Here is a 22646-nt window from a genome sequence, read left to right as displayed (position 1 = left end):
GAGGCATATTCCCTTATCTCGTGACTCCGGTCGCGGAGATAATTCGCAACAAAACGCAACATCTTCGAACATAGTATTGCAGTTCATCCTGATATCAGTGCCTCTCTCCGAGAGAAGAGCTCACGCCAGATGTTGAATTACGACCCGCTTTTATTGAAGCGCTCCAGCCGTTATATCGAGAGAGACTGCCTCGGCTTCGACGATTTTCGCGGAGGAGGTGAGAATAGTGGCATGGCTTCGGAGGATGAGACCTTGGAAACGAAAGCTCATATGCTCGTGGTCGAAGACGACCAGGAGATCGCAAGGATGCTGCTGGAGCTTGTCAGGGAGAATGGCTTCGATGCGACTGCGGTCAACAGCGGAAGCGAAATGGATCGAGCCCTTTCCGGCAGGACGTTCGATCTCGTCATCCTCGACGCCATGCTGCCGGGAGAAGATGGGTTCAGCATTTGTAGAAGACTTCGGGCATCGAGCCGGACGCCTATCCTGATGCTCACCGCATTGAGGGAAGATATCGACCGTATCATCGGACTTGAGCTTGGTGCGGACGACTACGTGACGAAGCCGTTCAATCCCCGTGAATTGATAGCTCGGTTGAAGGCACTGTTGCGCAGAGCTTCATACATGCCCGAGCAGGCCGATGGCGACGATCTTTCGAAGGTGACATTTGCCGGTTGGGTCGTTGACCCTAAGAGCAGGCAAGTCACCGATCCGGATGGGGCTGAGGTCTCAATGACGACGGCCGAATTCGATCTGCTGGTGGCGTTATGCAAGAATCCCAACAAGATACTGAGCCGGGAACAGCTCCTTTCGATGACACATGCAGGGGCCGCGGGACCGGTGGAGAGAAGTGTAGACGCACATGTCAGCCGCCTTCGACAAAAGATCGAGCCCAGTCTCAAGGACCCAACATTGATCAAGACTGTCCGCCTCGGCGGCTACATGTTCGCCGTCAAAGTGGAACCGTTGCCGTGAACAGATTTCTAGCAGCCTCGATCCAGACGCAGATCGCGATCCTGACCATCGCGCTTGCAATAACGGTTACCCTCGTTTCGGGTGTGATCGAGGCATTCATACCGGGGCGATATGAAAGGGCGATGGATATCGGTGTTCTCGCCGGACGCATCCAGACTATTACGGAGGCTTTCGAAGCAGCGCGGACGGCCGCAGCTCGGGATGACGTCCTCGCAGAGGCGGGAAACTCCGGGCTGCAAGTGCAGCAAGCCGCACCTGGGCAGCCCGTCGAGGCTGCGGTATCCCGGCGCGATATTCCGTCTGCCATTCGAGGTTTGCTGAGTATCGACCCGTTTCACAACCCAGCGACCATCTTTCAAACCGGCGGCTCCGCGACGCTTCCAGTTTCGGTCGGCGAACATGGTTTTCTTTTATTCCGCATGCCCCCATCCCTTGCCGAGCAGGGGATATTCTCGGCGATTGTAACGGGCCTCGGCCTGATACTCATTCCGGCTGTCATCCTCGCATTCATCTGCGCGTGGATGATCGGTAGGCCACTCGTCCGGTTTGCGGCAGCGGCAGAGCGCGTCAGCATGGACGACGGTCTCGACGAGCCTTTCAGGGCGGAGGGCGCCGCTGAAATCAGAAGCCTCGCCGCGTCCCTCAACACCATGCGGCGGCGAGTGCTCGATCTGGCGGGGCAGAGGACGAGGATGCTAACATCGATCAGCCACGATCTGAGGACGCCCCTGACGCGGTTGCGAATGCGAACGGAGCGGTGCGAACCGCAAGAGCTTCGCGACCAGATGCTCAAGGATATAGAGATGCTGGCATCCATGATCGATGACAGCCTCGCCTACCTCAGCAACACGTTAGAAGCCAGGCGAAAGGTGGAGCTGTCGAGCCTTCTTCAGACCCTGACTGACGACTTCGCCGACACAGGCGCCAATGTCACCTTCAACGGCCCGAGACGATTGACGTACGAGTGCAAGCCGAGGTCGATTTCTCGCGCGGTTTCCAATCTGATTGACAATGCCTCGCGCGTTGCAACCAAGATCGATGTCACCCTCGCTACCGAGGCGGATGGAACAGTTGTCATTACGGTCGCGGATGATGGTCCAGGTTTGAGCGATCAGCTGAAAGGCCAGGTCCTGGAGCCCTTTTTCAAGGCCGACGAGTCTCGTCCTTTGGTCAAAGGGAGTGGCTTCGGGCTTGGATTGCCCATCGCACACGGAATTATCACCATTGGGCACGGCGGCACGTTCGAGCTGCTCGACCGAAGTACTGGAGGACTGGCTGTGATCATGAGATTGCCCGGCGTTCCGACCGACAAGTTGACGACAACATTTATGTAAAAATCAGAACACAACGCAACAATTCGACGTTCTAGTGAACACTCCGGATCAATTCATTTTCGGAGCCTCTATGAAATACGCCGCCAACCTCGCCGTTCTCGCACTCACCACAGCTATCGCAGGGTGTTCGACGGCCGACCCCGTAGTTTATCAGGGACTGGCATCAGCCGCGCAATTGCGGCCGGACCCCTCGGATGTGACGGGCCGAGCGCCTTATAGTTACAAGACGGCGGCGGATTGGAAGCAGTACAGCAAGGTGCTGATGGAGCTGGTGGTATATGCAGGCTCGGACAATCAATTCGACAAGATGCCCGACGCCGATCGGAAGGAACTCGCAAATTACATGCATGACAGCTTCCTTCAGAAGCTAAAACAGCGTTTTGCATTGGCGAAGCAAGTTGGCCCCGGTACCCTTCGTGTCCGCATTACGTTGGCCGGGGCAAAGGCGACGAATGCACTGATGGGGCCGGCATCACACCTCGATATCGCGGGCGGCGTCTATAACACCATCCAGGCAGCGCGCGACAAGCAAGGTTCCATGACCGGCTCCGTCTCGTATGCGGTCGAAGTATACGATGCCTCTGCCGGTCGCCTCTTGCTCTCCTACGTTGCCAAGCAATACCCTAGTGCCTTGAATGTGGGAGCCAGCTTCGGGGCTCTACAAGCATCCCGTATTGCCATCGACAAAGGGGCTGATGACCTGTTGACGCGCCTGCGGTAGACCCCTTTGTAGATGTGCTTCCGGACCATCTTCGTATAAGTGGGCATTTCAGCTGCCGCCGTCATCTCATATCGAAATCCACGCTTCGTTAAGTTGACGTTGCCGGACGTAAGCCTCCGACCTTTGGAAGAGCGCTTTCGGCTACTCGCTTCCCGTTGCAGGCGATCGGCAAATAATTTCCCATCCTCCTTGTCGGAATCATCTTCGGTTGGTCGTCCTTGGAGCATCAACCGCTTCAACCTGGAGAGATATCATGGAAAACGCTCAATCAGTTTGGCAGACCGCCGCCATTCTCATCGCTCGCCTGATCTTCGCCGCCGTCTTTGTGATGGCCGTCTCATTCAAGTTTATGGATATGGGCGCGACCGCCGGCTACATTGCCGCTGCCGGCTTCCCGTTTCCATTGTTCTTGGCTTGGTGCGCCGCGATCCTGGAGGTGCTGCTGGTCATTGCCTTCCTGACCGGTGCTTTGTTCGTGCCGGCGGCGCTCGCTGCAGCCGTTTACGTCATTTTCCTCGCATTCTCATTCCATGGTCCGGCGCGTTGGGCCAGCAACCAAGCCGAATTTGGCTTCTTCATCGATCACTTCACCTTCGTAGCGGGATTGTTCTTCGCCGCCGTACATGGGCCTGGCAGTGCGCTTGCCGTAAAGTGGGCGCCCTGGTCGGACAGGATATGATGCAGCTTCATCATGATCTGAGGTCTGCCGTATCATTCCCCTTTCAACGGCGCATGGGTAACGCGCCGTGACAGCAGCCGGGAGCGATAGACAATAAACATCGGTATCGGCTACGATCGACGCTAAGCCTCGCCCGTTGGCTTTCTCCAGATTGAGCATTGAATTGAAGACGATGTCGGTGCGCGCCCTTTCCACAATGATGATCATGGCGCTCCCGCCGCTGTTGCGATCGCTTGGCCGCAAGGATGGGAACTGCGGGACTCTCCGGTACCCAAATCAAACTCGGGGAAACGTTTGATGGATCGAACCAGTTGGCGGTGAAGGTCGGCAAACAGGGTCAAATCCTTGCCGTGTTGAACCTCATCGTGCTTGCAATCAAACAGGGTGACAGGCCGACGCTGGAAACCCAGACGGCATCAATGGTCAACAACACGCGTGCAGCCTATGGGACGAAAGGAATGACGTCGTCGTGTAGAGAGCCCGAAGAAACGGTGCTCGGCGGTTTCCTGGCCCGACAGGTGCTGTGCATGGCGCTGAAGGATAATGCCGATATCCTGCAACAGCTGTTGATCGCTACGGTCGGCCGACACACGGCGCAGGCGTTAAGCTTTACCGTGTCGCCCACGAATTTCGCAACATATAAGCCGGATTTCGCAGCGACCCGCGACAGTCTGCGCATCGATTGAGATTCCCGTTGTCCGCACTTGGCAGTGCTCGGTAGACATCTTTCGGAGACAAGCTCGCTCGGCTCCGTCGTTGCTACGGCGCGCCAATGGGTATGCTCTGTACAGCAATCGCGACTGCTATAGGTCGTCGTTCTCGCCAAAAATTTAGCGCAGAGCCCGCGTTTTCAAGATCTTTGACGGTCGAGTTCGCAAATTCTTTAAATGGTTCGGAGTATTGCAGCCAGTATGCTTTCTGGTGGCTTTGGTAGTGTTCGATGATCAATGAATTAGATATGCCGACGGTGCTCTTTCTTCAAAAGACGTCCTATATCGCCGGTGCCGTGACCTTGGGTTATTTGAAATATAGCTCGAATGAAAGCCGTGGCGTGGGTTTGCTTGCTTCGAGCTTCGTAATTCTCGCGACGGCATCGACATTAGCCGGATATGCTGAGACCCACCCCGCGCTTTACGGACTTCTCAGCCTGATAAATCTCGTGTGTGCCGTGCTTGGATACTCGTTGCTCGGCTCATCTTTTATGGTGATCAGCGACCCCGGCAGAAAGGTGACGCCTGCTCTTGTGTTGCTGCCTGCAATGCTGACCTTGCTTGTCGGAATTCTCACGCCATTTCATCTGAACAATACATACCGCGCGGCAACGTTCAATTTGCTCGCCTGCGTGACACTTGCGGCGGCGGCAGTCATCGTATTCAAGGACGCCTTTCGAGAACCGTTGCCGATCCGAAAATTCGTCGGCGCAATATTGTTCGCCTGCAGCCTTCTATCCCTGATAATGGCGTTCGAGTTCTCGTTCCACGCATTCGTCCTTCTCGATGTGGCGAGCGGCTTCTTCCTGATGATCCTCTCGAAATTCGTGCTGGCGCTGTCGATCGTCATTTTCATAAGCGAACGGCAGCAGGTCAAACTCAGGCAAACAGCCGAACGCGACGGGCTGACCGGTCTCTATAACCGGCGATTCTTCAACGAGAATGTCTCGAGGCTGCTCCGAGATGGAGATGCCATTCTTTATCTCGATATCGATCACTTCAAGCATCTGAATGACCGATGGGGCCACGCGGCGGGAGATGAAGTTCTGGTTGCCGTTTCGCGAGCGGTAGAGGCGATACTGCCAGCGCCGGCCATATTTGCGCGGCAGGGCGGGGAGGAGTTCATTGTGTTCCTTCCCGTGAAGGCAGGAGACCCGCTTGCCCAGGCCGAGCGCATTCGGAAAGCCGTTCAGCGGACAAGGTATCCGGGTCTCGGAGCCGATGTGGCCGTGACGACAAGTATCGGCATTTCGAGGGCAAGCCCGGAATGCGGATCGCTGTCCGAGCTTTGCCGCGAGGCGGATCGAGCGCTCTATCTGGCGAAGGCCGCCGGACGAAATCGGGTCTGCGCCGCCGGGGCCGACTTCGCCGCCGAAAATTATGTTCGCTCCGCCTAATTCCCGGACGATTTTCCAGGTCGTGCGGGCTGAAGGCGCGGCTGGTACGGAGGCTACTGCTTACCCTAAACCTTGGTCTAGCTTGATAAGAACCTGAGCGTTTGCCAATGTTCCGCCAAGGTTGTGATGCGAAACATTCTCTGCGCCATCGATCTGGTTGAATTCTGGGGTGATGACCGATGCCTTTCGGGTGCCTGTCAGATCGCCAATTCTCGGTTGCCCGGCTTGAAACGCTTTCCGCTGCAAACAAAAATGGGGTTTGCCGCCGGGAGGTTTTCGATCTTTTGCATCTTCGAGAGACGCATGTACATCATGGTTGTAGCGACGAAGGTCGACCGGATACCGGCCGATCTCGCGCCGTTTGGGTAGGTCCGGAATAAATGGTCAACGATATATCTGCATCCAATGTAGCTCCCGATGTCGGTGCGTCATCGGCTTCGTTCAATGTTGCTGCTTCCGAAGACTTCAATGTTTTTTGGCGATTTCCGCTCGCCGTCCTGTTCGTCGGCGTTTTCGCCGGCTTATCGGGGATGTTGCTGGCGCTACTCCTGCATGTCCTGCAGCATGTCGCCTTCGGGTATAGTTTGGATGTCATCATCGGCCATGTAAGCTTTCTGGAAGGCGTCGAGGCATCCTCTTCTGTAAGACGGGTCGCGGTGCTTCTGGCTTGCGGTGCGATTGCTGGCGTCGGATGGTGGGCGGTCTATACGTTCGGTCGTCCTTTGGTCTCCATCCGCAAGGCTGTCGCCAACCCGGATGCGCCCATGCCTGTTGTTGCAACGACCGGGCATGCGCTGTTGCAAATCATAACGGTGGCGCTCGGGTCGCCACTAGGGCGGGAGGTGGCTCCCAGGGAGATCGGCGCGCTCATTGCCGGATTGCTGGGAAGAACGCTGGGGCTTTCGCGCGACGAGCTTCAGATCCTCATCGCCTGCGGTGCCGGGGCCGGCCTTGCTGCCGTCTATAATGTGCCGTTCGCCGGTGCGCTCTTCACCCTGGAAGTGCTGCTCGTGACCTTCAAACCGAAAGCGGCGATTGCGGCTCTCTTCACCTCGGCAATATCGTCCTATGTCGCATGGATCGGCCTGGGCGACGAGTCGCAGTATGTCTTGCCGCCTTTGGATATGGGCTTTTCCCTTGTCATCTGGGCCGCAATCGGCGGACCGGTTTTCGGTTGCGCCGGCTTTTATTACCGGCGGCTCGCCGCCTGGGCTCGTGAAAATGCCCCGCGCGCATCGGTCAAGATCATCCCTTACAGCATTGCCGCATTCGGTCTTATCGGGCTTGCATCGATCGGCCTTCCGCAATTGCTGGGGAATGGCAGGGGTCCGATTCAACTCGGACTGAACGGCAATGTCACGATCGGCCTTGCGATGGTGCTGCTCCTTTTGAAGTTGATCGCCACGACGCTAAGCCTGAGGGCTGGCGCCGAGGGCGGCCTGCTCACGCCCGGAATGACGATAGGAGCCCTGCTTGCGATCATCCTCGGTGGAATCTGGAACGCTTTCGGCCTGCCGCCCATTGTGGTGGGAGCATCCGCGCTGATCGGCGCAGGGGCATTTCTCGCGGTGTCGATGAGCATGCCTCTCACAGCCATTGCATTGGCTTTCGAGTTCACCGGAGCAAATCGCGACTTTTATATTCCGATACTGGTTGCCGTATCGCTCGCGGTGGCCGGCGCAAAGCTGCTCGAAAATGCCGAACTTGCAAGGACGATCCGGCGCAAAGCTGCAATCGGGTGACGACGGGAGGCAAGTCCGGGAAGCGCCGTTGATTTAGCTGGCCTGCCCCTTTATTTCTCACGCTGAAAGAAGAGGTCAGCTAGCCATGGATAATGAAACGAGCCTCCGAAACGAGCGCAAGCGCGGCTCCGGCGTGAAGGTGGTCTATGATATCTTGCGGGATGAGATTCTGGACCTGGAATTGCCGCCGGGCAGCCCCATCGACGAGGTGCAGCTTTCCGAACGCTTCGGCATGTCGCGCACTCCGATCCGCGAGGCGCTGGTGCGGCTTGCCGGCGAGGGGCTGATCGCTACGCTGCCCAACCGCTCGACCATGGTGTCGCAGATCGACTTCCTCAACATGCACAGCTACTTCGATGCGCTGGTCCTCATGTATCGCGTCACGACGCAACTTGCGGCGAAATATCACCGTCCGGAGGATCTCGAGGGCGTGCGGGCGCTGCAGGCGGACTTCGCCGAGGCTGTCGAGGCGCAGGATGCGCTTGCCATGATCTCCACCAACGCCGCCCTGCATCTTGCGATCGCCGAGGCTGGTCGCAATCCCTATTTCACCAGCCTCTTTTCGCGGCTGTTGAACGAGGGTCGGCGTTTGCTGCGGCTGTATTATCAATCCTACAATGATCGGCTGCCGCGCCGCTTCGTCGAGGAGCATGATGAAATCATTGCCGCCATCAAGGCGCGCGATATGGAACTTGCCGAGCGTCTGGCGCGCGAACATGCCGAGCAAATCGTCGCCCAGATCCAGAAATTGCTGGTGCGCGGGGACCGGCTCGAAGTTGGTCTTTAGTTTGCATATTTCTTGTCGACAAGATAAATACAAGAGTATATCAATGCTGCAAAGACGGTGAGGCGTGGCGGCGGATGCGGCTGGGCTGGTTGCCGATCCACCCCCGATCCAAGAGGATAGACAGATGACTGCAAGTATTTTCTCCGGCGTGATCCCCGCTTTGATGACGCCCTGCAAGGCCGATCGCAGCCCCGATTTCGATGCGCTTGTGCGCAAGGGCAAGCAATTGATCGCCGAGGGGATGTCGGCCGTGGTCTATTGCGGCTCGATGGGTGACTGGCCGCTGCTTAGCGATGCCCAGCGCATGGAAGGCGTGGAGCGGCTGGCCAAGGCGGGCGTTCCCGTCATCGTCGGCACTGGCGCCGTCAATACGGCATCGGCCGTTGCCCACGCGGCGCATGCGCAGAAGGTTGGCGCCAAGGGTCTGATGGTCATTCCGCGCGTGCTGTCACGCGGTTCGGTGATCGCTGCCCAGAAGGCGCATTTCAAGGCGATCCTGTCGGCAGCGCCCGATCTTCCGGCGGTCATCTACAACAGCCCTTATTATGGTTTCGCGACGCGCGCCGATTTGTTCTTCGCGCTGCGCGCCGAGCACGCCAATCTCGTCGGCTTCAAGGAATTCGGCGGCCCGGCCGATATGCGCTATGCCGCCGAAAACATCACCAGTCGCGACGATGACGTGTCGCTGATGATCGGCGTCGATACGGCGGTGTTCCATGGCTTCGTCAATTGCGGCGCGACGGGTGCCATCACTGGCATCGGCAACGTTCTGCCCAAGGAAGTCATCCATCTCTGCAATCTCGCCCGGGCGGCCGCTGCCGGCGACGTCGATGCGCGCCAGCGCGCGCTCGAACTGGAAAGCGCACTCGCCGTCCTCTCCTCCTTCGACGAAGGTCCGGATCTGGTTCTCTTCTTCAAGCACATGATGGTGCTGAAGGGAGACAAGGAATACTCGCTCCACTTCAACGAGAGCGACGCCTTGAACGACAGTCAGCGCGGCTATGTCGAGGCGCAGTTCAAGCTGTTCAACAGCTGGTATGTCGAGTGGAGCAAGCTTCCCGGCGCGGTTGAAAAGTACCAGGCCTAAGCTGCTGCAATAGCATAAGCCCACAATGCGAGAGGCCCCGAAAGGGGCCTCCTTTTATTATCTTATGTCAACATTCACTTACATGTCGGTGTCGTTCAAGCCACGACGTCGAGGCCGTGTTGCTGCAGGTGGTCGAGCTGACGGATTTCTTCTGCGGTCAGCGGGATACCATCCTTTTCCGCACGAGCGCGGGCGGCGAAGCGACGCTGCGAGGGGAGGCGGGCGCCCTGGCCGGCGATCGCTTCGAAAAGCGCTTCGGCGCGGGCAAGCGGATTTCCAGGCCGGCCGGCCGCGAAAGCCTCCGGCGAGAAGGCAACGATGAGTTCGCCGTGCCGTGGGGCAAACGCCGTCGAGCCGAGATAGTCGAGCGCTTCGCGGCTAGTGAAATCGCCGATCATGACGCCGGCCAGAAGCTCGATCATCGTGCCGATGGCCGAACCCTTGTGACCTCCGAACGGCAGCATCGCGCCGGCGAGCGCCGCTTCCGGGTCCGTGGTCGGCTGACCGTCGGCATCGATCGCCCAACCTTCCGGCAGCTGTTTGCCAGCGCGGCGATGCAGTTCGATCTCGCCGCGCGCGGCAACGGAAGTGGCAAAGTCGAAAACATAAGGCGGATTGTCGAGGCGCGGCCAGCCGAAGGCGAAGGGGTTCGTGCCGAGGAGAGGCGCGGTGCCGCCGGCCGGGGCTACCGTGGAGTAGCTCGGGCACATGGCAAAGGCGGCAAGACCTCGATCCGTCAGGGCCTCAACCTCCGGCCAGAGGGCGGCAAAATGCGTGCAGTCGTTGATGGCAAGCGCGGCGATGCCGAAACGGCGCGCTCGCTCGGCAAGCGCGGACACGCCGAGTTCGAAGGCGGCATTGGAGAAGCCGCTCTTGGCGTCCACCCGGACGATGGCGGAATCGTCCTGTTCCTCCAGCACTGGCACGGCATCCGGCCGCGCCTTGCCGGCCTTGACCGCGCGCAATACGCCTTCGATGCGGTAGATGCCGTGGGATTTGCAGGCGTCGCGCTCGCCGGCGACGATGACCCGGGCGATCGCGGCGGCCTGCTGCTCATTCAAGCCGGCTTTCGAAAGGATCGCCATGACGCGGCCTTGTAACGCGTCTGGTGTCAGGGTGGTCACGTCGCTCATCTGAATTCTCTCCCGTTATTTCGCTTTGCTAGCATCATAGATACGAAAATTAAAAATACAAAAAGTATACAAAAAATCGACATGAGAACAAGCGCTACCCTTGGGCATTTCAGCGCCTCGGTTACCCAAAGGGAAGACCACTGCTTTCACACTCCACTGAAATCGTATTCTCGGCCATTCGTCGATAAAGCCAAACCTTCGTTTTCGCTTCCGTTCCGAGATCGAAAACGCAAAGCCCGCTGCGTTCTCCGGCATTTCTGAATTCTTTTTGTATACTACATGTATTTTCAATTTGATTTGCGTCGGCAAAAAGCGTTTATTGGCCACGGCCGCGAATGGCCGACCAAACTGGGAGAACAAATTCTAATGAAAAAAACGGTCATCGCATTCGGCCTTCTGGCCGCTGTTACAGTCATCACGCCGGCCAAGGCCGACAAGCTTGATGACATCATTTCTTCGGGAACGCTCCGTTGCGCCGTCGTGCTCGATTTCCCGCCCATGGGCTCGCGCGACGCCAACAACAATCCGATTGGCTTCGATGTCGACTATTGCAACGATCTGGCGAAGGCGCTCGGCGTCACGGCCGAGATCGTCGAAACGCCGTTCCCCGAGCGCATTCCGGCCCTGATGTCCGGCCGCGTCGATGTTGGCGTCGCCTCGACGTCGGATACGCTTGAGCGCGCCAAGACCGTCGGCATGACCGTTCCCTATTTCGCCTTCGAAATGGCAGTTACCTCCAACGACAAGTCGGGCATCAAGTCCTTCGAGGACATGAAGGGCAAGACCGTCGGTGCGACCGCCGGCACCTTCGAGGCAATCGCGCTCGAAAAGCAGGTCAAGGAATGGGGCACCGGCGAATTCCGCCCGTATCAGACGCAGGCCGACGTCTTCCTGGCGCTGAGCCAGGGCCAGCTCGACGCGACCGTCTCCACCTCGACCGTTGCCCAGGCCACCGTGAAGTCGGGCAAATTCCCCGGCATCTCCGTCGTCGGCAAGGCGCCGTTCCAGACGGACTATGTTTCTCTCTTCACCAATCGCGAAGAGTACGGCCTCATCAATTATCTCAACCTGTTCATCAATCAGCAGGTCCGCACCGGCCGTTACGCCGAGCTCTATGAGAAGTGGGTCGGCGGCGCGCTGCCGTCCCTGACTGTCAATAGCGTCTATCGCTAATCGGATCGCTCTCAACGACGGCGTGGCCATCATGGCCGCGCCGTTCGACCTTCCGAAAGGTGGACGTTCATGTTCAGCTACACCTTCCACTGGAACCAGGCCTTCAAGGTATTGCCGCAGCTGCTTGACGGCGCGGTGGTCACCCTGCAGATCGCGATCCTATCGATGGCGCTCGGCCTTGCCTGCGCGATCGCGCTGACGCTCTTCAGGCTTTCCGGCAGCCGGCTGCTCTCCGGCATTGCTTCGGCCTGGGTGGAAGTCGCCCGCAATACGCCGGCGCTCTTCCAGATTTACATGGCCCATTTCGGGCTCGGCAATTTCGGCATTCACCTCAGCCCGTATACGGCTCTGCTTGTTGGTATCGCCTTCAACAATGCCGGATACCTTGCCGAGAATTTCCGTGGCGCGCTCAAGGCTATTCCCGATACGCAGACGCGTGCCGGCCGCTCGCTCGGCATGACGCCGCTGCAGGCCTTCCGGCTGATCGTTTTGCCGCAAATGTTGCGCATCGCCTTCCTGCCCATCACCAACCAGATGGTCTGGGCGATCCTCATGACGTCGCTCGGCGTGACCGTCGGCATGAACACCGACCTTGCCGGCGTGACGCAGGAATTGAACGCGCGCTCGTTCCGCACCTTCGAATTCTTCGCCCTGGCCGCGGTGATCTACTACCTGATCGCCAAGCTCGTCACGCTCGTCGCCCGGCTCGCCGCCTGGCGCATGTTCCGCTACTAAGGGGGTGAGAGATGTTTGATACCGCACTCACCTTGAATGACCTCCTGTTCCTCGCCAAGGGCGCTGGAATGACGCTACTGGTCACGGGCGTATCCGTCCTCGCTGGCACGATCCTCGGCATCGTCTTTGGGGTTCTCCGCGTCCAGGCTGGTCCCATCTGGTCCGCGCCATTGACCTTCCTGCTCGACATATTCCGCTCGGTGCCGCTGCTCATCCAGCTGGTTCTCGGCAATGCGCTGCAGGCGATCATGAAGCTCGGCTGGCCGCCGTTCACCACCTCCTGCGTGGTGCTGTCGCTCTATACGGCTGCCTATTGCACTGAAATCGTGCGCGGCGGCATTGCCGCCGTCCCGCCCAATACCCGCCGCGCCGCTCGCTCGCTTGGCATGAGCTGGCGGCAGGACATGTGCTACATCGTGGCGCCGCTCGCCACGCGTGTCGCGCTTCCCTCCTGGATCGGTCTTTCGCTTGGGGTCATGAAGGATTCCGCCCTGGTCCTATGGCTTGGGCTGATCGAGCTCTTGCGCGCCTCGCAGGTCCTCGTGACCCGCCTGCACGAGCCGCTGCTCATCCTGACGATCTGCGGCGTCATCTACTTCATCATCAGCTTCCCGATCGCCCGCCTTGGCGGTTATCTCGAAAAACGGTGGTCCCCCAATGATTGAGATCGAAAATGTCCGCAAGTCCTTCGGCCCGCTCGAAGTGCTGAAGGGGATCGACCTTACCGTCAACAAGGGCGAGGTCGTCACCATCATCGGCGGCTCCGGCTCCGGCAAGTCGACGCTCCTGACCTGCATCAACGGTCTGGAGCCCATCGATTCCGGCCGCATCCGTATCGACGGCACGGAAGTCCACGCGAAATCGACGGACCTCAACAAACTTCGCCGCAAGGTCGGCATCGTCTTCCAGCAATGGAATGCGTTCCCGCATCTGACCGTGCTCGAAAACGTCATGCTGGCGCCGCGCAAAGTGCTTGGCATCAGCCGGCAGCAGGCGGAGGAGATGGCGGTCAAGCAGCTCACTCATGTCGGTCTTGCCGAGAAGCTTTCCATTTATCCGACGCGTCTGTCGGGCGGTCAGCAGCAGCGCATGGCGATTGCAAGAGCGCTTGCCATGTCGCCTGAATATATGCTGTTTGACGAGGTGACATCGGCGCTCGATCCCATGCTGGTCGGCGAGGTGCTGGATACGCTGAAGATGCTGGCGGAGGAGGGGATGACCATGATCTGCGTGACGCATGAGATGGCGTTTGCCCGCGATGTCTCGGATCGCGTCGCCTACTTCCATCAGGGCGTCATGACCGAGATCGGCAAGCCGGAGCAGATTTTCGGCGCGCCGCAGCATCCCGAAACACAGAAATTTCTCGCGAGCGTGCGTTGATGGCGAGACCGGACGTTATCGTCATCGGGGCTGGAGTTGTCGGCCTTTCCGCCGCGATCGCGGCCCAGTCCCGTGGTTTGAGCGTCATGGTCGTCGACCGCGAGGGGCCGGCCGCCGGCGCTTCGGCCGGCAATGCCGGCGCCTTCGCCTTCACGGATATCCTGCCGCTTGCGTCTCCCGGCATTTTGAAAAAGGCGCCGAAATGGCTTCTCGATCCGCTTGGGCCGCTGTCGGTGCCGCCGGCCTATGCGCTGCAGATCGCGCCCTGGATGCTCCGGTTCTGGCGAGCCTGCCAGCCGTCGCGTGTTGCGGCTGCAACGGCGGCGCAAACGAAGCTGATGGATCTATCTAAAGCGGAGCTTGAACCCTTCCTTGCCGCGACGGACACGCTCTCGATGCTGCGCAAGGAGGGCAACCTCCAGGTCTATGAAAGCGAAGCGGAATTTCGCGGCTCCCTGTCCGGCTGGGAAGTACGCCGCAATCACGGCATCGACTTCCAGCATCTGAAAGCCGACGAGATGGCGGCGATCCAGCCCGGGCTGGCATCCCGCTTCACACTCGGCACGTTTACGCCTGGGTGGTATTCCATTGCCGATCCCAAGCTTTATACGCTGGCGCTGGCCGAGCATTTCCGCAGCCGTGGCGGCGCTATCGAGACATCGGAGATTTCGGCTCTCCGAGCGATCTCTGCTGGAGTCGAGGTAATTGCGACGGATGGAAAGCTACGTTCGGCCGGCAAGATCGTTCTGGCTGCTGGCGCCTTCTCGCACCGGATCGCCACGACGCTCGGCGAGCACATCCCGCTTGAAACGGAACGCGGGTACAACACCACGCTTCCGGCCGACGCCTTCGATCTGCGCACGCAGATAACCTTCGGTGGCCACGGCTTCGTCGTCAGCAAGCTTTCGACCGGCATTCGTGTTGGCGGTGCGGTGGAGCTGGGCGGGCTGACGCTTCCGGCGAACTTTCGCCGCTCCGAGGCCATGCTGCAGAAGGCCCGGACCTTTCTGACCGGTCTCAAGCCGGAGGGCGGCGTGCAATGGATGGGTTTTCGGCCGTCGCTGCCCGACAGCCTGCCCGCCATCGGCCGCGCCAAGGCAACATCGGATGTCATCTATGCCTTCGGCCACGGCCATCTCGGCTTGACCCAGTCCGCAGGTACGGCGCGTCTCGTCGCCGATCTGTTGACGGGGCGCGTGTCGGCAATCGATCTCGCGCCATTCTCGCCGCAACGCTTCTGACGCAAACAGGTACGCTTATGCAGGCTCCCGCATCGGCGCTCACGACCTTCTCGCATATGGATCTATGGTGACATGAACGACATAGCATCGGCCCGCAGCATCATGGGCGGCACGGCAGAAGGCCGTGTCGTCGCCACGCAGGAAGCACTCAGCTTCTGGGGCGGGGTCGATCCCGCCACCGGCAAGGTCATCGATATCCATCATCCCTTGCATGGCGAATGTCTGACCGGTGCCGTGCTGATGATGCCGTCGAGCCGCGGCTCCTGCACCGGCTCCGGCGTGCTGCTTGATATGGCGCTGACCGGCCGCGCACCGGCGGCGCTAGTCTTTTGCGAGCCCGAAGATGTGCTGACGCTCGGTGCACTTGTCGCCGCGGAAATGTTTGATCAGCAATTGCCAGTCGTGCGGCTCCAGCCGGATATTTTTGCTCGACTGTCGCAGGCAAAAACCATCCGGATCGAAACCGCTGCCATCGTGGCGGACGGCGAGGCGATCCCTCTTCTGCCGCCGGCCACCTCGGCTCTCTCGCTGACGGACACCGACCGTGCGATGCTTGAGGGCTGCGAAGGCGTCGCGGTCGCCCAGGCCATGCGGATATTGACTGCCATGGCCGCACAACAGGGTGCGGTCTCCCTGATCGACGTGACGCAAGCACATATCGACGGATGTATCTATGCAAGCCCGGCTAACCTGACTTTCGCGGAAAAAATGGCGGATCTCGCCGGCCGCGTGCGCGTTCCCACAACCATGAACGCCATTTCCGTCGATCGCGCCAACTGGCGGTCGCAGGGCGTGCCGGAGGATTTCGGCGATCCGGCCGCGCGGCTGGCGGATGCCTATGTGCGCATGGGCTGTCGTCCGACTTTCACCTGTTCGCCCTATCTGCTCGATAGCGCGCCGGGCGCCGGCGAGGCCATCGGCTGGGCCGAGTCCAATGCCGTCATTTTCGCCAATACCGTGCTTGGCGCACGCACCGCCAAGCACCCGGATTTCCTCGACCTCTGCATCGCGCTGACCGGTCGCGCGCCGCTCTCCGGTGTCTATCTGGATGAAAATCGCAAGGCGGTGCGTATCCTCGACGTGGAATTGCCAGAGGATCGCGACGATGCTTTCTGGCCGCTGATCGGCTATCTCGCCGGCAAGGCTTCCCCGGATCGCATTCCGTTGCTGCGCGGCCTTGCCGCCGGAAATCCGTCGCGCGACGACTTGAAGGCGCTTTGCGCCGCCTTCGGGACAACGTCTGCTGCGCCCATGCTGCATGTGGACGGCGTGACGCCGGAGGCCGTCGACGCGATCCATCCGACTGCCGATCGCCTCACCATCACCCGCGCCGACATGGCTGCCGCCTGGACGATGCTGAACGAGGGGCCGGAAGCCATCGAGCTTGTCGCTATCGGAAGCCCTCATGCTTCGCTCGCCGAATGTCGCGCACTCGCCGACGCTTTTGCCAGCCGGCGCCGTCTGCCTGGGGTGATGGTCATCGTGACTGCGGGACGTGACGTCATCGCCAAGGCCGGGGAGGACGGGACACTGGAGCGGCTGCGTGACAGCGGCGTGCAGGTATTGCCCGATCTTTGCTGGTGCTCGATCTCGGAGCCGGTCTTTCCGCCCTGCACCCGGGCGGTCATGACTAATTCGGGCAAATACGCGCATTACGGGCCAGGGCTCAGCGGCCGCGCCGTGCGTTTTGGCAGCCTTGCCGATTGTGTGGAGGCGGCTGTCGCAGGGCGCGTGGCTGCGGGTCTTCCGAGCTGGCTTTGAGGAGGTGAGCGCTGGACGATCCGGCGCGAAAGACGTCTTCACTCAGATGCGCAGAAGGCATTCCGGTAAATGCCTTCTGCATTTGTCTTCCCCCGTTCAGAGATCCATCGGCCAGGTGTCTGACAGTCTGTAACCAGCAGGGAAGGGATCGTCCGGATCGACCATCAGCTGATGCGTGCCGACGATCCAGGCACGACCGGAGATGATCGGGCTGATCGCCGATTTGCCGTTAAGATCGACGGCGCTGTCGATGCTGCAATGGAATTCCGTGTCAATGAGAGAGGTCCCGACGAAACGATCGCTGATCTTCATCTGACCCTTTGCATGAAGAACGGCCATGCGCGCCGAGCAGCCCGTACCTGTCGGAGAGCGGTCGATCTTGCCGGGGCGAATGGCGACAGCATTCTTTCCCCACAAAACGCCATCCTTCATTTGGACTGGATCGGTAATCTGGCAAAAGGAGATGTGGTTCCAGTCATTGACGGGATGGCTAAAGCCGAGCTGCTCATTGGCCGCTTCGGTGATTTTCACGCCGAGGCGGGCTATTTCGCGCGCCTGATCGGGCTGAAGGCTCACACCAAGCGAAGCCGCGTCCACGAGCACGAAACTGTCTCCACCATAGGCGGTATCCACAGTGATTGTGCCGATGCCCTCGACTTCGAGCTTCGCGTCGAGCTTGTCGGCAAAGGAGGGGACATTGCGCACATGGATACGCTCGGCCTTGCCGTTGCGGCATTCGGCCTTCACCTCGATGAGACCGCCCGGCGCTTCCAGCACCATGCGCGTGATCGGCTCCTGCATCGGGATGATACCGGTGTCGAGCAGAACGGTGGAAACGCAGATCGAGTTCGATCCGGACATGGGCGGCGTATCGGCCGGCTCCATGATGATCCAGGCCATCTGCGCTTCGGGGTTCTTCGGCGGAACCAGCAAGTTGACGTGTCGGAAGACGCCGCCGCGCGGCTCGTTGAGAACGAAATTCCGCAAGGTTTCGTCCTGGGCGATCCAGCGCGACTGTTCCCAGACCGTCGCGCCGGGGGGAGGGGCAACGCCGCCGACGATGACATCGCCGACCTCTCCCTCTGCGTGGCAACTGACGACATGAACGACTTTCGATGTGCGCATTTCTGTTTCGGTCCTTCGGATTTTTAGGCAGTAAATGGTCAATCCTGGCCGAGCGGGCTTGTCGCCATTAGCTCAAGATCGTATACGTTATCCTATGATTTCAGATAACGTATACGATCTTGAGTGGCCGTCAAGCTTCATGGCCACCTTGCGCCGCGTAAGAAGATCAAGATATTGAGGAGATAGCGCGGCTCCGACTTTCGATCAGCTTTTGCCGTTTCCGGGGAATAACGACTGAATGCCTCTCAATGTCGAAGAGATACCCAATCTGGGAAAGGCGCCGAGCACATCCGACGTGATCCTGAAATTCATCCGGAGTTCCATTGCGGACGGCTCCCTCAAGGAAGGTGAGCCCATTCGTCAGGACGATGTCGCGCGCCTCTTCAACGTCAGCAAGATCCCGGTCCGCGAGGCACTGAAGCGTCTCGAGGCCGAAGGGCTGGTGGAATTCCACCGCAACAGGGGCGCGATCGTCACCAGCGTTTCGGAGCCGGAGATCGCGCAGATCTTCGAGGTGCGCGCCATTCTGGAATCGAACGCGCTCAGACTGTCCATGCCCTTCATGACGGATAAGACCTTCGAGAAGGCTCAAGGCTATTGTGACGCCTTTGCCAGGGAGGTCGATGTCGCGCGCTGGTCGGAGCTGAACTGGCAGTTTCACAGCTGCCTCTATGAAGACGCACAGAGACCCTATCTCGTCAGCACCATCCGTTCGGTCAACGACCGGCTCGAACGCTATTTGCGGGTGCAGCTCACTTTGTCGCACGGCAAGGAAACGGCAGATCGCGAGCATCGCGAATTACTGACCATCTGCAAAACGGGCGACGTGGAAAAGGCCACCGCATTTTTGACCGATCACATTATGCAGGCCTGTCAGTCGCTATTGCATCACCTGCCCGCCAAGCGACGCTGACGACCGGCGGTTGTCCCGTTTTCAACCGCGCAATAGGCTAGACGACCGTTTCGCCGCCATCGACGACGAGGATCTGTCCCGTCATGTAGGAGGAGCGGTCGGAAACGAGGAAGAGGATCGGTTCGGCAATTTCCGAGACGTCGGCCCAGCGTCCGAGCGGCACCTTCTCGGCGATATAGCCTTCGATGGCGCTGCGTCCGCCCATCTGCGCGATGAAGGGTGCGTTGAAGGGCGTATCGACCCAGCCCGGGCAGAGCGCGTTAACGCGGATACCGAAGCGGGCATAGTCGCCCGCCATCTGCCGGGTCATGGCGATCACGGCGTGCTTGGACGTGGTATAGGCGATCATCTCGCGGTCATAAAGGACACCCGACGACGACGAGGTATTGAGGATGACACCTTTGCCGGCCTTCTTCATGATCGGCATGACGAAGCGGGATGCCATGAAATGCGCCCGGACATTCAGGTTCCAGGACGTGTCGAAACCGGAAACCGCGACCTCTTCCAGATTGCCCGCCACCTGCGAGCCTGCATGATTGTGCAGGATGTCGATGCGGCCGTGACTTGCAACAATCGCTGTTATGCCGGCTTCGAGGGCCTGATCGTCCATGACGTCGACAACGAGGCTTTCGGCATTATTGCCTGCCTCGGCAATCTGGCTCACGGTCTCCTCGGCATTCGCCAAATCGATGTCCGCGACGATCACGTGCGCGCCTTCGCGCGCCATGATCAGCGCGCCGGCGCGGCCGATGCCGGAGCCGGCTCCGGTGACGATTGCGACCCGATCCTTGAGTATCATGTTTTTTCCCTGGTCAGTTTGTCGTTGTCTTTTCGCGCATCAGGAAACGCGCGATGAGAATGAGGCAGAGCGAGGCGATCAGCACCATCGTCGCGATCGCATTGATCTCCGGCGTCACGCCACGGCGGATGGAGGCGAAGACGTAGATCGGCAGCGTCGTGTTCGATCCAGCGACGAAGAAAGCGATGATGAAATCGTCGAAGGAGAAGGTGAAGGCGAGCAGGAAGCCGGCAAGGATCGACGGCATGATCTGCGGCAGGACGATCTGCCGGAAGGTCGTCAGTGGAGTCGCGTAGAGATCGCTGGATGCCTCGACGATATCGCGTCCGAGGCTGGCGATGCGCGCCTTCACGATCATGGTCACCAGTGCCATGGTGAAAAGACCGTGTGCGGCGATGATCGAGCCGTAGCCGAGCGCGAATTTCGGCGGCTGGTCGCCCGGCCACACCGCCGCGATCAGCGGATTGATGACGCCGAAAACTTCGACCAGCGCCACCAGCGTCGCAATGCCGATGACGACGCCCGGCACGACGATCGCGGCGGCAAAGAGCCCATCGAAGATGGCTCGGCTGCGAGCGCCGAGCCTCTCCATGCCGATCGCCGCCATCGTGCCGAAGATTGCGGCGAGTGCTGCGCTGGTGAACGCGATGATGAGACTGTTTTGCAGCGCTTCCATCAGGAAGGTGTTGGACAGTGCCCGCCCGTACCACTGCGTCGAAAAGCCGGTGAACTCGCTCGCATTGCGGCCCGCATTGAAGGAGAACAGCACGACGAGCGCGATCGGCGTATAAAGGAACAGATAGACGAAGGTAACGAGCGCGCGCATCAGACGAGATCCACCTGGCGGGTGCCGGCGACGCGCCAGGCGATGCGCATCGCGACCAGCAGGATGATGACGACCACGGCAACCAGCGTCACGGCGATGGCCGATCCGAACGGCCAGTTGCGTGATTGCAGGAAGAGGTCGACGAGCGCATTGCCGATGAAGAACACCTTGCCGCCGCCGAGGAGCTGCGGAATGAGGTATTCGCCGAGCAGCAGGATCGTCACCAGGGCGACGCCGGTCATCACACCCGGCAGGGACAGCGGCAGCGTGATGCCGAAAAAGGTCGAAATGGGCTTGGCACCGAGGTCGGCGGATGCCTCCAGCAGCCGGCGGTCGAGCTTTTCGAGGCTGACATAGATCGGCATGATCATCAGCGGCAGGTAGCCGTAGACGATGCCGAGCAGCACGGCGCCCGGCGTATTGATGAGCCTGACATTCTCGATCCCGAAGAATTCGAGCAGATGCGGAATGCCGCGCGCGCCGAGCAGGTACATCCAGGCATAGGTGCGCACGAGCAGGCTGGTCCAGAAGGGAACGACGACAAGCGACACGAGCAGCAGGCGGCGCTGCGGGCTCGCCTTGACCGCCAGATAATAGGCGACCGGATAGGCGACGAGCAGGCACGCCGCCGCGCCGATCGGCGCCAGGATCAGCGTATTGACGAAGGCTGTCGCCCGCGCGCCGAGATTGGCGAATTGCTCAAAGGTGAACGCCGCCTGATATCCGCCTTCCGGCGCACGCTCACCGAAGGCAAAGACGATGATGGCGACGAAGGGCAGCACCAGGAAGACGAACAGCCAGATACTGGCCGGGCCGACAAGCGCTGCGGTGACGAGGCGCCGTTTGGTGGCAGAGGTGAAAGGCATCAAGAGGTTCTTATCCACCGGTTCGGAACGCGAGGCCGGCCCCTCGCCGCCAGCACGGCGGGGACCGGAGTTGAAGGAGGGCGATCAGGCCGATTTGAAACGCGCCATCAGTTCCGCACGGCTGGGATCTGTAAGCGTGACGGCGGCGCCGAATTCGAGCGGCGTCAGCGCAGCCTCATCCGGATAGACGATCTTGTTCGTTGTGATCTCCTTCGGCAGCAGCGCGATGACGCGGCTGTCGGTGGTCGGCGCACCGTTGGCGATATGTTCCTTCACCGCATTCTTCGGGTCCATGAGATAGTTGAGCAGGGCGTAGCCGGCCGCCTTGTTCGGCGCGTCCTTCGGGATCGCGTAGTAGTCGGTCCAGATCTCGCCGCCATCCTTGCCGAGCACATAGGCAAGCTCCGGCATGTCGCGGTTCAGCTGCGCGCCGTCATTGGTCCAGCACATGGTCATCCAGGCATCGGTCGAACGCATGGACGGCTGATAGTCGGAATTGATGGCGAAGAGATGCGGCTTGACCTTGATCAGCAGCTCCTCGGCCTTGGCAAGCTCTTCCGGCTTGATCGAGTTGAAGTCGTAGCCGAGGGAAACCAGCGCGCTGCCGATCGTCGTCAGCTGATAGTCGTGCACCATGGCGCGGCCATCGGCCTCGGTCTGGGCGATCTCGAAGAAATCCTTCCAGCTCGCAAGCTTTGTCTTGATCTTCTTGGTGTTGACGGAAAAGCCCGTCGTGCCCCAGTTCTTCGGCACGGCGTAGGTCTTGCCTTCGATCTGGCCTTCCTTGGTAAAACGTGGGCTTTCCGTCGCCTGGCTGAAGTTGGGGATCTTCGAAAGATCGAGTTCCTCGATCAGGCCGAGCTTGTGGTAGGTCGAGATCGTGTAGTTGGTCGGCACGTAGAGCGACCAGCCGGAGGCGCCGGCCTGCAGCTTGGCGAGCATTTCCTCGTTCGAGCCGAAGACGTTGACTTCGACGGCGACGCCGGTTGCCGCCTTGAAGTTCTCAAAGGTCTGGGGATCGTGATAGTTCGGCCAGGTTGCGATCGACATCTGCGTGCCGAGTTCGCCCGCGGCATAGGCTGGCGTGGAAAGCGCGCCCGGAAAGCGCGACAGAACCGCCGTCGCAAGGCCGAGGCCGGTGATGCCGAGGAAGTGGCGACGGCTGACGGAGCCGCGCTTCAGGCGCATGAATTCGTCCATGAAGCTTTCGGCAGAAATGGGGAGGTCGTCCTTATGATCCTTGCTCATGATGCTGTTCCCTT

22 protein-coding genes are annotated in these 22646 nt (G+C 59.9%); 16 read left to right on the top strand and 6 right to left on the bottom strand.

The window, feature by feature from the left end; translation table 11 throughout:
* Nucleotides 1-231 precede the first annotated feature (231 nt).
* The 9 genes from ACIQWP_RS01425 (at nt 232) to ACIQWP_RS01385 (ending at nt 9432) form a co-directional block, all read left to right on the top strand.
* Complete coding sequence (locus tag ACIQWP_RS01425; protein WP_402782696.1) at nt 232-975, top strand: response regulator; 744 nt, start codon at nt 232-234, stop codon at nt 973-975.
* Between the two features lie 122 nt (nt 976-1097).
* Nucleotides 1098-2309 carry an ATP-binding protein gene (locus tag ACIQWP_RS01420; RefSeq protein ID WP_402781231.1) on the top strand — a complete coding sequence of 404 codons (1212 nt, stop codon included), beginning with the start codon at nt 1098-1100 and terminating at the stop codon, nt 2307-2309.
* A gap of 70 nt (nt 2310-2379) precedes the next feature.
* Nucleotides 2380-3030 (top strand): DUF3313 domain-containing protein, encoded by a 651-nt coding sequence (locus ACIQWP_RS01415; RefSeq protein ID WP_402781228.1) that lies wholly within the window; start codon nt 2380-2382, stop codon nt 3028-3030.
* Nucleotides 3031-3283: 253 nt separating this feature from the next.
* Nucleotides 3284-3709 carry a DoxX family protein gene (locus tag ACIQWP_RS01410; RefSeq protein ID WP_402781225.1) on the top strand — a complete coding sequence of 142 codons (426 nt, stop codon included), beginning with the start codon at nt 3284-3286 and terminating at the stop codon, nt 3707-3709.
* Nucleotides 3710-3942: 233 nt separating this feature from the next.
* Complete coding sequence (locus ACIQWP_RS01405) at nt 3943-4395, top strand: DUF4946 domain-containing protein (RefSeq protein WP_402781222.1); 453 nt, start codon at nt 3943-3945, stop codon at nt 4393-4395.
* Between the two features lie 542 nt (nt 4396-4937).
* Nucleotides 4938-5816, top strand: coding sequence for a GGDEF domain-containing protein (locus ACIQWP_RS01400; protein WP_402781219.1), 879 nt, complete (start codon nt 4938-4940; stop codon nt 5814-5816).
* Nucleotides 5817-6196: 380 nt separating this feature from the next.
* Nucleotides 6197-7558: a chloride channel protein gene (locus ACIQWP_RS01395; protein ID WP_402781216.1), complete on the top strand. Its 1362-nt coding sequence runs from the start codon at nt 6197-6199 to the stop codon at nt 7556-7558.
* 85 nt (nt 7559-7643) lie between these two features.
* On the top strand, nt 7644-8345 hold the full coding sequence (locus tag ACIQWP_RS01390; RefSeq protein WP_402781213.1) for a GntR family transcriptional regulator: 702 nt from the start codon (nt 7644-7646) through the stop codon (nt 8343-8345).
* A gap of 124 nt (nt 8346-8469) precedes the next feature.
* Entirely contained in the window at nt 8470-9432 is a 963-nt protein-coding gene (locus ACIQWP_RS01385) for a dihydrodipicolinate synthase family protein (protein WP_402781210.1), read from the top strand.
* Nucleotides 9433-9527: 95 nt separating this feature from the next.
* On the opposite strand, the gene ACIQWP_RS01380 is transcribed toward ACIQWP_RS01385, so the two are convergent.
* On the bottom strand, nt 9528-10565 hold the full coding sequence (locus tag ACIQWP_RS01380) for an Ldh family oxidoreductase (RefSeq protein WP_402781207.1): 1038 nt from the start codon (nt 10563-10565) through the stop codon (nt 9528-9530).
* A 366-nt stretch (nt 10566-10931) separates the two neighbouring features.
* Here ACIQWP_RS01380 and ACIQWP_RS01375 point away from each other — a divergent pair, with 366 nt between their 5' ends.
* From ACIQWP_RS01375 to ACIQWP_RS01350, 6 genes are all read left to right on the top strand, one after another.
* Nucleotides 10932-11738 (top strand): transporter substrate-binding domain-containing protein, encoded by an 807-nt coding sequence (locus ACIQWP_RS01375; RefSeq protein ID WP_402781204.1) that lies wholly within the window; start codon nt 10932-10934, stop codon nt 11736-11738.
* A gap of 69 nt (nt 11739-11807) precedes the next feature.
* Nucleotides 11808-12473: an amino acid ABC transporter permease gene (locus ACIQWP_RS01370; protein WP_402781201.1), complete on the top strand. Its 666-nt coding sequence runs from the start codon at nt 11808-11810 to the stop codon at nt 12471-12473.
* A gap of 11 nt (nt 12474-12484) precedes the next feature.
* A complete protein-coding gene (locus tag ACIQWP_RS01365; protein ID WP_402781198.1) occupies nt 12485-13138 on the top strand; it encodes an amino acid ABC transporter permease in 654 nt (217 codons plus the stop codon).
* Nucleotides 13131-13853 carry an amino acid ABC transporter ATP-binding protein gene (locus tag ACIQWP_RS01360; RefSeq protein ID WP_402781195.1) on the top strand — a complete coding sequence of 241 codons (723 nt, stop codon included), beginning with the start codon at nt 13131-13133 and terminating at the stop codon, nt 13851-13853. The genes ACIQWP_RS01365 and ACIQWP_RS01360 overlap by 8 nt, the downstream gene beginning before the upstream one ends.
* Nucleotides 13853-15094, top strand: coding sequence for an NAD(P)/FAD-dependent oxidoreductase (locus ACIQWP_RS01355; protein ID WP_402781192.1), 1242 nt, complete (start codon nt 13853-13855; stop codon nt 15092-15094). The genes ACIQWP_RS01360 and ACIQWP_RS01355 overlap by 1 nt, the downstream gene beginning before the upstream one ends.
* Nucleotides 15095-15166: 72 nt before the next feature.
* Entirely contained in the window at nt 15167-16855 is a 1689-nt protein-coding gene (locus tag ACIQWP_RS01350; RefSeq protein WP_402781189.1) for an aconitase X, read from the top strand.
* A 96-nt stretch (nt 16856-16951) separates the two neighbouring features.
* On the opposite strand, the gene ACIQWP_RS01345 is transcribed toward ACIQWP_RS01350, so the two are convergent.
* Nucleotides 16952-17980, bottom strand: coding sequence for a proline racemase family protein (locus ACIQWP_RS01345; RefSeq protein ID WP_402781187.1), 1029 nt, complete (start codon nt 17978-17980; stop codon nt 16952-16954).
* Between the two features lie 238 nt (nt 17981-18218).
* Here ACIQWP_RS01345 and ACIQWP_RS01340 point away from each other — a divergent pair, with 238 nt between their 5' ends.
* Complete coding sequence (locus ACIQWP_RS01340) at nt 18219-18893, top strand: GntR family transcriptional regulator (protein ID WP_402781184.1); 675 nt, start codon at nt 18219-18221, stop codon at nt 18891-18893.
* A gap of 37 nt (nt 18894-18930) precedes the next feature.
* On the opposite strand, the gene ACIQWP_RS01335 is transcribed toward ACIQWP_RS01340, so the two are convergent.
* The 4 genes from ACIQWP_RS01335 to ACIQWP_RS01320 form a co-directional block, all read right to left on the bottom strand.
* Nucleotides 18931-19692: an SDR family NAD(P)-dependent oxidoreductase gene (locus ACIQWP_RS01335; protein ID WP_402781181.1), complete on the bottom strand. Its 762-nt coding sequence runs from the start codon at nt 19690-19692 to the stop codon at nt 18931-18933.
* Between the two features lie 13 nt (nt 19693-19705).
* Entirely contained in the window at nt 19706-20518 is an 813-nt protein-coding gene (locus ACIQWP_RS01330) for an ABC transporter permease (protein ID WP_402781178.1), read from the bottom strand.
* On the bottom strand, nt 20518-21384 hold the full coding sequence (locus tag ACIQWP_RS01325; RefSeq protein ID WP_402781175.1) for an ABC transporter permease: 867 nt from the start codon (nt 21382-21384) through the stop codon (nt 20518-20520). Before ACIQWP_RS01325 ends, ACIQWP_RS01330 begins: the two co-directional genes overlap by 1 nt.
* A gap of 84 nt (nt 21385-21468) precedes the next feature.
* The gene (locus ACIQWP_RS01320; protein ID WP_402781172.1) at nt 21469-22632 is read right to left on the bottom strand and encodes a PotD/PotF family extracellular solute-binding protein; all 1164 of its coding nucleotides are present in this window, start codon (nt 22630-22632) and stop codon (nt 21469-21471) included.
* Between the last annotated feature and the right edge of the window lie 14 nt (nt 22633-22646).

This window comes from Rhizobium sp. NPDC090279, assembly GCF_044769665.1.
GTDB lineage: Bacteria > Pseudomonadota > Alphaproteobacteria > Rhizobiales > Rhizobiaceae > Rhizobium.
This window is presented reverse-complemented; position numbering and strand designations above follow the sequence as displayed.

What these genes read in the sequence shown, in the direction of transcription:
- ACIQWP_RS01425 (WP_402782696.1), top strand. Translation starts at nt 232, where the DNA reads ATGGCTTCGGAGGATGAGACCTTGGAAACGAAAGCTCATATGCTCGTG.
- ACIQWP_RS01420 (WP_402781231.1), top strand. Translation starts at nt 1,098, where the DNA reads ATGGATATCGGTGTTCTCGCCGGACGCATCCAGACTATTACGGAGGCT.
- ACIQWP_RS01415 (WP_402781228.1), top strand. Translation starts at nt 2,380, where the DNA reads ATGAAATACGCCGCCAACCTCGCCGTTCTCGCACTCACCACAGCTATC.
- ACIQWP_RS01410 (WP_402781225.1), top strand. Translation starts at nt 3,284, where the DNA reads ATGGAAAACGCTCAATCAGTTTGGCAGACCGCCGCCATTCTCATCGCT.
- ACIQWP_RS01395 (WP_402781216.1), top strand. Translation starts at nt 6,197, where the DNA reads ATGGTCAACGATATATCTGCATCCAATGTAGCTCCCGATGTCGGTGCG.
- ACIQWP_RS01390 (WP_402781213.1), top strand. Translation starts at nt 7,644, where the DNA reads ATGGATAATGAAACGAGCCTCCGAAACGAGCGCAAGCGCGGCTCCGGC.
- ACIQWP_RS01385 (WP_402781210.1), top strand. Translation starts at nt 8,470, where the DNA reads ATGACTGCAAGTATTTTCTCCGGCGTGATCCCCGCTTTGATGACGCCC.
- ACIQWP_RS01380 (WP_402781207.1), bottom strand. Translation starts at nt 10,565, where the DNA reads ATGAGCGACGTGACCACCCTGACACCAGACGCGTTACAAGGCCGCGTC.
- ACIQWP_RS01375 (WP_402781204.1), top strand. Translation starts at nt 10,932, where the DNA reads ATGAAAAAAACGGTCATCGCATTCGGCCTTCTGGCCGCTGTTACAGTC.
- ACIQWP_RS01370 (WP_402781201.1), top strand. Translation starts at nt 11,808, where the DNA reads ATGTTCAGCTACACCTTCCACTGGAACCAGGCCTTCAAGGTATTGCCG.
- ACIQWP_RS01365 (WP_402781198.1), top strand. Translation starts at nt 12,485, where the DNA reads ATGTTTGATACCGCACTCACCTTGAATGACCTCCTGTTCCTCGCCAAG.
- ACIQWP_RS01360 (WP_402781195.1), top strand. Translation starts at nt 13,131, where the DNA reads ATGATTGAGATCGAAAATGTCCGCAAGTCCTTCGGCCCGCTCGAAGTG.
- ACIQWP_RS01355 (WP_402781192.1), top strand. Translation starts at nt 13,853, where the DNA reads ATGGCGAGACCGGACGTTATCGTCATCGGGGCTGGAGTTGTCGGCCTT.
- ACIQWP_RS01350 (WP_402781189.1), top strand. Translation starts at nt 15,167, where the DNA reads ATGAACGACATAGCATCGGCCCGCAGCATCATGGGCGGCACGGCAGAA.
- ACIQWP_RS01345 (WP_402781187.1), bottom strand. Translation starts at nt 17,980, where the DNA reads ATGCGCACATCGAAAGTCGTTCATGTCGTCAGTTGCCACGCAGAGGGA.
- ACIQWP_RS01340 (WP_402781184.1), top strand. Translation starts at nt 18,219, where the DNA reads ATGCCTCTCAATGTCGAAGAGATACCCAATCTGGGAAAGGCGCCGAGC.
- ACIQWP_RS01335 (WP_402781181.1), bottom strand. Translation starts at nt 19,692, where the DNA reads ATGATACTCAAGGATCGGGTCGCAATCGTCACCGGAGCCGGCTCCGGC.
- ACIQWP_RS01330 (WP_402781178.1), bottom strand. Translation starts at nt 20,518, where the DNA reads ATGCGCGCGCTCGTTACCTTCGTCTATCTGTTCCTTTATACGCCGATC.
- ACIQWP_RS01325 (WP_402781175.1), bottom strand. Translation starts at nt 21,384, where the DNA reads ATGCCTTTCACCTCTGCCACCAAACGGCGCCTCGTCACCGCAGCGCTT.
- ACIQWP_RS01320 (WP_402781172.1), bottom strand. Translation starts at nt 22,632, where the DNA reads ATGAGCAAGGATCATAAGGACGACCTCCCCATTTCTGCCGAAAGCTTC.